We start from the raw sequence: 11,568 nt of genomic DNA on the forward strand, positions 1-11,568 counted from the left end.
CTCCTCGTGCGGCGCGCCGCGATCCGGCGCGCCGCACCCCGAGAAGAGAAAGCGGAGACCGACATGACCGTCCACGAGGTGGATGTCCTGATGATCGGGGCCGGCCCGGCGAACCTCGCACTGGCCGTGGCCCTCGAGGAGTGCGGCAGGTCCGGGGTGGCCCGCGGCGCCATGATCCTGGAGCAGCACGAGGACGTGAAGTGGCAGCGCAACCTGATGCTGCCGTGGGCGCGCAGCCAGGTGTCCTACGTCAAGGACCTGGTGACCCTGCGCAACCCGCGCAGCCGGTTCTCGTTCCTCAACTTCATGCACGAGCGGGGTGAGCTCGACGAGTTCGTCAACCTCGGGACCTTCAACCCGTTCCGCTGGCAGGTCTCGGCCTACCTGCAGTGGGTGGCCGACTCGCTGGAGAACGTCCGGGTGCGCTACAACGCCCGCGCCGAGCGGGTCCTGCCCATCCACTCCGAGTCGGGCGAGGTGCTCGGCTTCACCGTCCCGCTGTCCGACGGCGACACCGTCCTGTGCCGCGACCTGGTCGTCGGCGGTGGCCGGGACGCCCACGTGCCCGAGGTCTTCCGCGGGCTGCCCACCGAGCGGGTGGTGCACAGCACCGAGTACAGCAGCCGCGTCGGCGCCGCCGCCGGGCTGGCCCGCCCGGGCAGGCCGCTGCGGCCGGTCGTGGTCGGCGGCGCGCAGAGCGCGGCGGAGATGTTCATGGCCCTGCACCAGCACGCGCCGGGCTCGTCGCCCACGATGCTGGTCCGCGCGATCGCGCTCAAGGACTACCAGACCAGCAAGTTCGTCAACGAGCTGTTCTACCCGTCGTTCGTGGACGAGTTCTTCACCATGGCCGACGACGTCCGCGAGAAGGTCCTGGCGGAGATGCACCTGACCAACTACGCCGGGCTCGCCGCACCGTTCCTCGAAGAGCTCTACACGATGATCTACCGGCAGAAGATGCTCGGCGAGCCGGTCTCCACGATCCGCGGCCTCACCGAGGTCGTCGGCGCCCGGACGGAGGCGCTGCGCGACGGCGGCGAGGAGGTCGTGCTCGACGTCCGCGACCTCAAGCGCGGCGGGGTCGAGCAGCTGCGCTGCGACGCGGTCTTCCTGGGCACCGGGTTCGACCCACGGATGCCGTCGATGGTCCGTGGCCTGGCCGACGCGATCGGCCTGGCGGGGATCACCGTCAACCGGCAGTACCGCGCCGACCTCGGCAAGGGCGCCCGCGGCGCCCTGTACCTGCAGGGCGTCAACGAGACCACGCACGGCATCTCCGACTCGCTGATCAGCGTGCTGGCCCAGCGGTCGGCCGAGATCGCCGGCGACATCGTCGACCGCCGCAAGTCCGGCAAGTCCGGCAAGTCCGTGGTGGTGGCGGCATGATCGACGTCCACCGCCTCGACCGGGAGCACCTGGAGCGCGCCTACGGGCTCGACTCGCAGCGCCTGCTGCCGTGGCCGGAGCTCAACGCGCCGTTCGAAGGCGCCTGGTGCGTCCTCCGGGCCGGCACCACGTCCACCCCGCACGCCCACCACGAGTACGAGATCTTCATCGCCGTGTCCGGCACCGCCACGCTGATCGTCGACGGCGAGCCGCACCCGTTCGCCGCCGGCGACGTCGTCCGGCTGCCACCCGGCTCGATGCACTGCGTCACCAACGACGGTGACGAGGACTTCGAGTACTACGGCGTCTGGTGGGACCCCGAGATGTCGGCCCAGTTCACGGCCCGGCACGAAGCGAGCACGTCATGAGCAACCGCACCGTGATCATCTCCCCGGCCCCCACGGCGAACGGGGACCTGCACCTCGGGCACATCGCCGGCCCGTTCCTGGCCGCCGACGTGCACACCCGCTACGCCCGGGCGCAAGGCCGGGAAGTGCTGCTGGGGACCGGGTTCCAGGACACCTCGACGTTCGTGGTCACGACCGCGCACCGGCGCGGCGTCACCCCGGAGCACCTGGTCGCCACGTCGGCCGCGCAGATCGAGGCCAGCCTCGCCGCGATGGGCATCGGCATCGACGGCTACACCGGCGACGACGACCGGTTCACCAAGTGGGTCGTCGACTTCATCGGCAGGCTGTACTCCGCGGGCAAGCTGGAACTGCGCACGATGAAGTTCCCGTACTCCGAGCGGACGGGGCAGTTCCTCATGGACGGCTTCGCCTCCGGAGGCTGTCCCGAATGCCTCGCCGAAGGCTGCGCGGGGCTCTGCGAGAGCTGCGGGCAGCTGGTGGCGGCGGGGGACCTGCTCGGCGTCCGGTCCACTTTGAACCCCGAGGATCCCGTGGTGCTGCGCGAAGCCGACGTGCTGGTGCTGCCGGTCGAGCGCTACCGCGACCGGTTGCGCGCGCACTTCGAGGCCCACGCCGGCGGCCTTCGCCCGCACATGGCGCAGGCGATGGCGCAGATGCTGGCGCGGCCGCTGCCGGACTTTCCGGTGACCTACCCGATTTCGTGGGGCATCAAGGTGCCCTTCCCGGAGGTCGCGGGGCAGACGGTCAACCCCAACGCCGAACCGATGGCGTGGAGCATGCACTGCTCGGCGCTGGCGGCCGAGGCGCGGAAGGGCGCGGAAGGGACCGAGGACGCCCTCTGGCTCGCCGGGGCCGGTTCGGAGATCGTGTACTTCCTCGGCTTCGACAACATCTACCCGTTCGCGATCGCCGGCCCGGCGATGCTGCTGGCGTTCGACGGCCACTACGAGCTGCCGACGCGGTACCTCACCAACGAGTTCTACGAGCTGGACAACCGGAAGTTCTCCACCAGCCGCGGCCACGTGGTGTGGAGCCGGGAGCTGGCCGCCCAGGTCCCGCGGGACCTGATCCGGTTCCACCTCGCCGCGACCAGCCCCGAGCACCAGCGGACCAGTTTCAGCCGGGACGCGCTGGCCCGGGTCACTTCCGCGCGGCTCGTCGAGCCGTGGAACCGGGTCGCCGACCAGGTGAACCGGTGGACCGGGCGGGGCCCGCTGCCGGTGTCGGAACGTTCGCGGCGCGGCGCGGCCCGGATGGCCGAGCGGTTCGCGGCGTCGTACGAGCTGCCCGGGTTCAGCCTGAACCGGGCGGCGGAAACGATCACCGACCAGCTGGCCCGGCTCGCCCGCCGGGAAGTGACCGGGGCCGACGCCGGGGACTTCTGCTTCGAGGTCGACCGGCTCCTGCGCGGTGCCGCGCCGATCCTCATCGACCTGGCGGCGCAGGTCCTCGGCGACGACACCGGAGCCGACGCGACGACGTTCACGCCGGCCTCGCTGCCCCGCCTGAGCCCGGCGGAGGCCGGGCGATGAGCGCCGGCACCCGGCCGGACGTGCGGGATGCGGCTGGGTCGTCCGGTGGGGTCGGGACGGTGCGTGCCGGTCTCCTGCCGGAGGGCGGGCGTGGTGCCGCGTTGCCGGAGGGAGGCCGGGCGATGAGCGTCGGCACTCGGCAGGACGTGCGGGATGCGGCTGGGTCGTCCGGTGGGGTCGGGACGGTGCGTGCCGGTCTCCTGCCGGAGGGCGGGCGTGGTGCCGCGTCGCCGGGCGGAGGTCCGGCGACGGGCACCGCCCTCCGGCCGGAGAACGTGCGCGGGCCGGCGTTGCCGGGCGGAGGCCGGGCGACGGGCGCCGGCACCCGGCCGGACGGCCTGCGGGTCGTGGTGGTCGGCGCCGGCATCACCGGCCTGCTCACCGCGATCCGGTGCGTGCAGGCCGGGCACCACGTGGTGCTGCTGGAACGCGGCCCGGTGCCGCACCCGGGCGCCACGTCGTTCGACCAGCACCGGGCCCTGCGGGCCCTCGTCGTCGGCGACCGGGTGGCCACGCGCCGGGCGGCGGAGCTCGACCGCCGCTGGCGGGAACTGGACGCCCTGCTGTGCGACCACCTGCCGGGTGCCGGGCTCTACCGGCGGGTCGGCGTGCTGCAGGCCCTGCCACCCGGGCGGGTGCCCGAGGCGGTGGCCACGGCCTCGGCCGCCGGCGTGCCGCTCCGGATCGTGCACCCGTCCGCCCATCCGCTCATCGGGTTCCCCCGTGGCAGCGGAGCGGTGCTCGAACCGCACGCCGGGACGCTGCTCGCCGACCGGGTGCTGAACGCGGCGGCCCGCTGGCTGCGGCACCACCCCGGCGCCGAGCTGCGGCCCGGCCGGGAGGCCGTCGGCGTCGACCCGGACCACGGCCGGGTCCGGCTGGCCGACGGCACGGCCGAGACCGGCGACGTCGTGCTCGTCGCCGCCGGGCCGTGGACGGGCGCGCTGGTCGACCGGCCGGTGGTGCTGCACCGCCAGACGATGGTGTACCTGCGCCCGCCCGCCTCGCTCGCCCACGCGTGGGCGGCGACGCCCACGGCGGGCGGGCTCGGCGCCGACGGGCGGGCGTGGCTGCTGCCGTCGGTGGCGGGCACCCTGCTCAAGATCAGCACGGACGCCGTGCGGCGTGAAGTGACCACCCTGTCCGGCCCCGACGACGACGCCGGGTGGGCCGCGCGCGTCCTCGACGCCGGCGTCGTGTCCGATGTGGACGGATACGACGTCGTGCGGGTGAAGCACTGCCACTACGCGACCGCGGACGGCGGCGAAACCGGCTTCGTCCGCGTCGGGCCCACCGTGTGGGCCCGGCCGGCCGGTGGCGGCGACGGCTTCCGCACGGCGCCGCTGGTCGCCGACGCGGTCGTCGCCGAACTCGCCGGCCAGGCCTTCGCCGTCGCCTGACCTTCCCGACCCCGACCATCCGACCGGAGGACTTCCCGAAATGACCTCGACCGAACCGGGTGCCCTGCTCGTCATCGGCAGCGGCCTCAAGCTCTACCGCGAATACCTCGTCCGCAGCGTGGCCGAGCGGGCCCGCGAAGCGGGGCTGCGGCTGGTGCTGATCAACAACCTCAAGCCGACCTGGCAGCACGAGTACTTCGACGACATCACCGTGGTCAACGTCTTCGACCACGCCCTGCTCGCCGAGACCGCCCGTGAGCTGGCGGCCCACTACACCGTCGCCGGGGTGCTGTGCTGGGACGAACCGCTGGTCATGCCGGCGGCCGAGCTGGCGGCCGAGTTCGGCGTGCCGGGCCTGAGCATCCCCGGCGTGCACGGCTGCCGCGACAAGCACAGCTGCCGGGTCCGGCTCACCGAAGCCGGTCTGCCGCAGCCCGGCTTCCACCTGGCCGCGGACCTCGGCGACGCCCGCGCGGCCGCGGCCCGCATCGGCTACCCGGTGATCGTCAAGCCCCGCGCGCTCGGCGCCAGCATGGGCGTTTCCCTCGCGCGGGACGAGAAGGAGCTCGAAGCCGCCTACCGCGTCGCCCACGAGGCCAGCCTCGTCGGCGACGAGCCCTACCGCGGCGGCGCGATCATCGAAGGGTTCGCCGACGGCCCCGAAATCAGCATCGACGGCGCCGTCCACAAGGGCGAGTACCTGCCGATGTTCGTCGCCCGCAAGAGCACCGGCCTGCCGCCGTTCTTCGAGGAGACCGGTCACCTCGTCGACTCCGCCGACCCCCTGCTGGCCGACGAAGAGCTGCTGAGCGTGCTGACCCGGGCCCACCGGGTGCTCGGCATCGAGGACGGGATCACCCACACCGAGGTCCGGCTGACCGCGCGCGGCCTGGTGATCATCGAAGTCAACGGCAGGCTCGGCGGGGACCTCATCCCGTTCCTCGGCAAGACCGCGACCGGGATCGACCCCGGCAGCGTGCTGTTCGACGTCGCCGTCGGGCAGCGCCCGGACGTCACCCCGACACGGTCCGGGGTCGCCGGCATCCGGTTCGGCTACCCGGACCACGACTGCGTCGTGCACTCGGTCGACGTGCCGTGGGAAGCTCCGGGCCTGGTCACCGCGTCCCCCATGGTCACGCCGGGGACCACGCTGCGGCTGCCGCCCGGCGGGTACATCGCCCGCCACTCCTTCGTCGTGTGCAAGGCGCCGGACCCGGAGACCTGCCTGGGCCGGCTGGCGCACGCTGCCTCGCTGGTCGAGATCGAGGCCGAGGACATCGAACCGCCGCCCGCCGGCAGCACCCTGTCGATGCCGGCCGGACTCCTGGACGTGGACGAATGAGCCTCTCCTACGACGGCCGCCGGTTCCGCGCGCTGGGCGGCGGCGACGGTGCGTATGCGGAATATCGCCAGCGCGGAAACCTGGTGTGGGCCGAGTTCGAAGGCGGGCACGTCGTCCGCGGCACGGTGACCGGCACCTGTGACGAGGGCGGCGTGCTGCGGCTGGCCTACACGATGGTCCTGGAAGGCGGCGAGGTGATCGCCGGGCACAGCACCAACACCCCGCAGTGGCACGGCGGGACCCTCGTGCTGCGCGAGGTCTGGGAGCGGTACGGCGAGCACGCCGCCACCGGCGTTTCCTACCTCGAAGAGGTGCCCGTGGCGGTGGCGTCATGACCGCGTGGGACGGCCTGCGCGGCCAGGTGGACGGCGAACTCCGGCTCCCCGGCGACCCCGGCTTCACCGAAGCCACGGCGCCGGTGAACCGGCGGTTCGCCGCCACCGGCGCCGCGGCGGTGCTCTCGGCCGCCCACGCCGTCGACGTCGCCCGCGCCGTCGAGTGGGCCCGGGCGGAATCGGTGCCCCTGGTGCCCCGCGGCGGCGGGCACAGCTACGCCGGTCACTCGGCGGGACCCGGCCTGGTGCTCGACTTGCGACGGCTGTCCGGGATCCGCGTCGAGGGCGACAGCGGGCGGGTCACCGTCGGCGGCGGGACGCCGATGAAGGCGCTCTACGCGGCATTGCGGCCGTGGGACCTGACCTTCCCCCTCGGCAACTCGGACACCGTCGGCATCGGCGGCCTGACCCTCGGCGGCGGCGTCACGACGATCTCCCGCGCGCACGGCCTCACGTGCGACGCGCTCGTCTCGACCGACGTCGTGCTCGCCGACGGGAGCGTCGTCACGGCCTCGGCGACGGAACACCCGGACCTGTTCTGGGCCTGTCGCGGCGGCGGAGGCGGCAACTTCGGCGTCAACACGAGCTTCACCTTCCAGGCGCGGCCGGCCCCGGCCGGGTCGACGTGCCTCGTGCTCTGGTCGTGGCCGCACGCGGCCGACGTCCTGGCCGCGATGCAGGAGATCATGCTGACGGCGCCGGAGGCGTTCTCCGCCCGGATCGGCATCGCCCGTTCCGCGGGAGAGGACGGCGTGGTCTCCGTGGTGGGGCACCACCTCGGCCCGGCCGAGGAGCTGCGCGAGCTGCTGGCCCCGGTCTTCGCCGTCGCGGCCCCCGACCGCGCCGACATCGAGGACCGGGACTTCTGGGCGGCGGCCCGGTACCTGCACCACTCCAGTGAGGGCGGGGCGTTCGCCGTCCGCACCCGGTGCACGCCGCACGCGATCGACGGCACCGGGCCGGCGGCGCTCGTCCGGGCCGTCGACAAGTGGCCGGGCAGCGGCAATCCCGACGGCGCCGGGGCCGCGCTGTTCGCCTGGGGCGGGGCGATCGGCCGCGTCCCGGTGGCGGACACCGCGTTCCCGCACCGGGACACCCGGTTCCTGCTCAGCCTCGACACGGCGTGGGCCGAGGACGACCCGCCCGAAGTCGTCCGGGCGAACCTCGAGTGGCTGCACGCCCTGCACGCCGAGACGGGGGAGTTCGCGCCGGACGCCTCCTACGTCAACTTCACCGATCCGGATCTCGACGACTGGCGCGGCGCCTACTACGGCCCGAACGCCGCCCGGCTCGCCGAGGTCAAGCGCCGGTACGACCCCGGCCGGTTCTTCCGTCCCGCCCAATCCGTGTGATCACCCGGGAGCAACCTCATGTCACCCGACCTGCGCGGCGCGATGCGCACCTTCGCGACCGGGGTGTGCGTCGCCACCACGTACCGCGACACCCCTGACGGTCGTTCGCACGACGCCGTGACCGTCAACTCGCTGGGGTCGATCTCCCTCGACCCGCCGCTCGTTTCGCTGGCGTTCCGGAAGGAGTCGGCGTTCCTCGCGGACCTCGTGGCGACCGGCCGCTGGGTGGTGTCGATCCTGCCGGCGGGCGCGCGCGAGCTCGCCCGCCGGCTCGCCGGGCCGCGCGCCTCGCGCGTCTCCGAAATTGCTCTCCTGGAAGCGAAACCGGGGGAGCGGACCGGGGCGCTCGTGCTCGACGGCGCGAGCTGGCTGGAGTGCGCCCTGGCCGACCGGTTCGACCTCGGCGACCACACGCTGGTCGTCGGGGAAGTCCTGGCCACCGGGCACGACCGGCACGCCCCGGCGCTGGTCTTCGTGCACGGCGGCTACCACACGGTCACCGATCCGCGGCACGTTTCCGGGCCGGGCCAGTGGGGAGAAGCGCTCTAGCCCGCCGTGCGCGGGTCGGGCACACTCGGCCGGTGAACGAAGACGCACTGCGCTGGAGCGCCCAGCGCGCGGACCGGGTCGACGCCGGGACGCTGCCGGGCCTGGCCCGGCTGACCGGGTTCGTGCGCAGCGTCCGGACGCCGGAGTTCCAGGGCGTCACCTTCCACGAGGTCCTCGCGAAGAGCGCGTTGAACCACGTGCCGGCGGACGCCCGCATGCTGCCCGGCGAGTACACGATCAACCCGTACCGCGGCTGCACGCACGCGTGCCAGTACTGCTTCGCCCGCAACACCCACACCCGGCTCGGCCTGAACATCGCCGGCGACTTCGACAACGAGATCATCGTCAAGACGAACATCGTCGAGGTGCTGCGCGGCGAGCTCGCCCGCAAGCGGAAACTGCCGCCGCGCGTGGCGTTCGGCACGAACACCGACGTCTACCAGCGCGCGGAGGGCCGGTACGCGCTGATGCCCGGGATCATCGACGCGCTGGCGGGCCACCGCGTCCCGTTCTCGATCCTGACGAAGGGCACGATGATCCGCCGCGACCTGGAGCGCCTGGTGAAGGCGAGCCGGGCGACGACGGTGCACCTGGGCGTTTCCCTGTCGATGCTGGACGAACAGCTCCAGCAGTCGGTGGAATTCGGCACGGCGACCACGACCGCGCGCCTCGCCACGGTCCGCGCGATCCGCGACGCGGGGCTCGGCTGCACCGTGTTCCTGTCCCCGATCCTCCCGCGCCTGACGGATTCGCCCGCCCAGCTGGAAGAACTGGTCGCGGCGGTGGCCTCGGCCGGGGCGACGAGCGTGCTGTACCACCCGCTGTACCTGTCGAGCGGGGTGAAGGACGTCTTCTTCGCCTGGCTGCGCCGGGCGCACCCGGAGCTGGTCGCGGACTACACGACGCTGTACTCGTCGGGCTCGGAGACGCTGCGCCCGTACCGCCACGAGATCGGGGCCCGGCTCCGCCCGCTGATCGCGAAGTACGGGTTCCCGGACCCGGACGAGACGATCGAGGACAAGTTCGCCCTCAACGGCCGGCGGGGCCTGCCACCGGAGGAACCCGCCCAGCCGACGCTCTTCTGAGCGTTCGGCGGCACTTGCCGAAGAACTCGCGGACGTCGCGTCGCGGCCCACTGACCCGGTGCCGGAGCGGGCGGCGCACCCGCTCACCCCGGCGATCGGCCACCCCGGCACGGCTCAGCCCCAGGAGCTGCGGCCCCAGGCGGCGGCCTGCGTGAAGCCCGCGCCCCCCGAGGCGCACGACAGCGTCTCCGTGCCGAAGACCGTCCCGTCGTGCTCGACGCCGTGGTGGACGCCGATCGCGTACGGCCCGTCGTCCCACATGCCCCACAGGGGCGCACCGGACACTCCGGACGCCTCGTCCGCGTCGCTCTCGACCTGGGTCGTGTCGTAGGTCGTGCCGTTGACGTTGATGTCGTCGCCATCGTCGTCGTCGCGTACGGCGATGGCGGACTCGTACGACATCGACGTCAGGCTGATGTCGTACGGGAAGCCCGCCATGGTCCAGTATTCGCCGTCTTCCCACGCGCTGTTGTAGCCCCGGTAGCCGAAGTAACCGACGCGGTCGCCGAGCGGATCCCACAGCTGGCAGACCTTGATGTCACTGCCCGAGTCGGAGTTCCACGAGTGGTAGCCCCGGACGTAGCTGACCACGCCGGCACCGAACACGGACTGGCCGTTCCAGCAGGCCGGGATGACCTTGATCGCCCACGCCGCCCCGTTCGTCGGCGGCCCCACGTGGCCGCTGGTCATCATCGTGCTCCGGCCGATCAGGTACCCGGTCGCCTCGCCGGCGCCCACCCAGCTCGCGCCCGCGGCCGGCTGGTAGCTGCTGTAGAGCTTGCAGACCGCCGTGTACGGGTAGGACGACGGGTACACCAGCGCCCGGGACTCGCCGTCGATGATCGTGCTGTGGGTTTCGGACAGGAGGGTCTTGCCGCCGCGGGAGGTGATACCCCGCCGCGTCGGGCCGAGCGACCTGGTCGTCTTCGGGGTGGTGCCCAAGGGGACGCCCTTCGGCCGGTAGGGCGCGCCCGACGGCGCGGCGCTCGGAGCCCGGCGCGGCGTGCGGTTCGCGCGCAGCTCCGGCGTACGGGTGTGGACCGTCTCCTCGTAGGCTTCGAGCCCGGGCAAGCCGTGCAGGAGAGGGCCGTCCGTGCGCAGCGTGAACGCGCCGCGATGGGCCGTGCTGCGCTCCAGTGCGACGTCGTGCTCCTCGCCGGACCACAACGTGGTGGCCGAATCGGTCACCAAGCCCCAGGGCCGGGTGTCCTCGCCTTCGCTCTCGGGCTCGAATTCGAGCAGCCGCGCCTGGCTCCACGGTGCTTGGTCGGTCATGGTCACTCCTCGTTGGTCCCGAACCGCGGAATGCGGTTCATGAACGGAAGAGTGCAGAATCCGCACCATGAATACCCACCGGCCGCGAATCTGCCCTTTGGGGCGACCGGCCCCGCAGGCGGCCTGACCGCGAACCGCCGCGCGGCCGGGATGGGCCGCATGACTCCGTTGCCGAATACGGCAACTTCGCCGAGGCGTACCCGGCCCGGCCGGCCTGCTGCCCTTTCCCGACCCTGCTCGGCACCTTCCCGAGCTTCCTGTTTTCGTCCTCGAGGCAGGCCGGGCGCCACTACTGCCGATGCGGCCCGTATCCCGGCGGCGGCGGTTGCTGAAACCCTTGCGGCGGAGGGAATCCCTGCTGCTGGAATCCCGGCTGTTGCTGGTACCCCTGCTGCTGCGGGAATCCTGGCTGCTGCTGGTACCCCTGCTGCTGGGGGAATCCCGGCTGCTGCTGGTACCCCTGCTCCTGCGGGAATCCTGGCTGCTGCGGGAAGCCCTGCGGCGGGTGTCCCGGCATCGGAGCGAAGCCGGCCTGCTGCCCTTGCACGGTCCGGGCCGCAGGGCCGGACCCTCGGCCGGCCCTGCGCCGAATCGCGACGACCAGCCGCCAACCGCACGCACCCGCGATCACTGTGCCGATCCCGAACGTGACCCACCGGCCGCCGCCATTGAAGGAGGCTGCGTCGTCGATGGCTTCCTGCCGTTTTTCTTCGTAGGTCTCACTGGACGTCTGGCCGTACCGGGTCTTGTCGCAGGTCTGCCCCGGTCGCATCTCTTCGCTGCCACACAGCACCTTGCTGCCGGGGTCCCCGGAGCCGAACAGGCCGAGCGCCATCAACCCCAGTCCGAACAGCAGACCGACAGACCACCAAACCACGCTTTTCACGAATCCCCCTAGGCCATACGGAGTAGCGAGGATATCAGACCACAAATCGAACTGT

Annotated in this window: 11 protein-coding genes; 9 read left to right on the top strand and 2 right to left on the bottom strand. The window is 72.6% G+C overall.

Translation table 11 applies throughout. The annotated features are described in order from the left end of the window. Nucleotides 1–63: 63 nt before the first annotated feature. The 9 genes from ACLJQE_RS23855 to ACLJQE_RS23895 all read left to right on the top strand — a co-directional run bounded on the left by ACLJQE_RS23855 (nt 64) and on the right by ACLJQE_RS23895 (nt 9,352). Complete coding sequence (locus ACLJQE_RS23855) at nt 64–1,386, top strand: SidA/IucD/PvdA family monooxygenase (protein ID WP_410641549.1); 1,323 nt, start codon at nt 64–66, stop codon at nt 1,384–1,386. Next, nucleotides 1,383–1,754 carry a cupin domain-containing protein gene (locus ACLJQE_RS23860; RefSeq protein WP_410641550.1) on the top strand — a complete coding sequence of 124 codons (372 nt, stop codon included), beginning with the start codon at nt 1,383–1,385 and terminating at the stop codon, nt 1,752–1,754. Before ACLJQE_RS23855 ends, ACLJQE_RS23860 begins: the two co-directional genes overlap by 4 nt. After that, on the top strand, nt 1,751–3,289 hold the full coding sequence (locus ACLJQE_RS23865) for a class I tRNA ligase family protein (protein WP_410641551.1): 1,539 nt from the start codon (nt 1,751–1,753) through the stop codon (nt 3,287–3,289). Before ACLJQE_RS23860 ends, ACLJQE_RS23865 begins: the two co-directional genes overlap by 4 nt. 122 nt (nt 3,290–3,411) lie before the next feature. Then, nucleotides 3,412–4,689, top strand: coding sequence for an NAD(P)/FAD-dependent oxidoreductase (locus tag ACLJQE_RS23870; RefSeq protein WP_410641552.1), 1,278 nt, complete (start codon nt 3,412–3,414; stop codon nt 4,687–4,689). Between the two features lie 40 nt (nt 4,690–4,729). Continuing rightward, a complete protein-coding gene (locus ACLJQE_RS23875) occupies nt 4,730–6,031 on the top strand; it encodes an ATP-grasp domain-containing protein (RefSeq protein ID WP_410641553.1) in 1,302 nt (433 codons plus the stop codon). After that, nucleotides 6,028–6,366, top strand: coding sequence for a hypothetical protein (locus ACLJQE_RS23880; RefSeq protein ID WP_410641554.1), 339 nt, complete (start codon nt 6,028–6,030; stop codon nt 6,364–6,366). Before ACLJQE_RS23875 ends, ACLJQE_RS23880 begins: the two co-directional genes overlap by 4 nt. Continuing rightward, nucleotides 6,363–7,718 (top strand): FAD-binding oxidoreductase, encoded by a 1,356-nt coding sequence (locus ACLJQE_RS23885; protein ID WP_410641555.1) that lies wholly within the window; start codon nt 6,363–6,365, stop codon nt 7,716–7,718. Before ACLJQE_RS23880 ends, ACLJQE_RS23885 begins: the two co-directional genes overlap by 4 nt. Before the next feature lie 18 nt (nt 7,719–7,736). Next, the gene (locus ACLJQE_RS23890; protein ID WP_410641556.1) at nt 7,737–8,267 is read left to right on the top strand and encodes a flavin reductase family protein; all 531 of its coding nucleotides are present in this window, start codon (nt 7,737–7,739) and stop codon (nt 8,265–8,267) included. A 32-nt stretch (nt 8,268–8,299) separates the two neighbouring features. Then, nucleotides 8,300–9,352, top strand: a complete 1,053-nt coding sequence (locus ACLJQE_RS23895) for a radical SAM protein (protein WP_410641557.1) — start codon at nt 8,300–8,302, stop codon at nt 9,350–9,352. 114 nt (nt 9,353–9,466) lie between these two features. Here the strand turns inward: ACLJQE_RS23895 and ACLJQE_RS23900 are convergent, their stop codons facing one another. Beyond that, the gene (locus tag ACLJQE_RS23900; RefSeq protein WP_410641558.1) at nt 9,467–10,627 is read right to left on the bottom strand and encodes a trypsin-like serine peptidase; all 1,161 of its coding nucleotides are present in this window, start codon (nt 10,625–10,627) and stop codon (nt 9,467–9,469) included. A gap of 289 nt (nt 10,628–10,916) precedes the next feature. Continuing rightward, nucleotides 10,917–11,513 (bottom strand): hypothetical protein, encoded by a 597-nt coding sequence (locus ACLJQE_RS23905; RefSeq protein WP_410641559.1) that lies wholly within the window; start codon nt 11,511–11,513, stop codon nt 10,917–10,919. Between the last annotated feature and the right edge of the window lie 55 nt (nt 11,514–11,568).

It is taken from the genome of Amycolatopsis sp. lyj-346, assembly GCF_046548975.1.
Lineage (GTDB): Bacteria > Actinomycetota > Actinomycetes > Mycobacteriales > Pseudonocardiaceae > Amycolatopsis.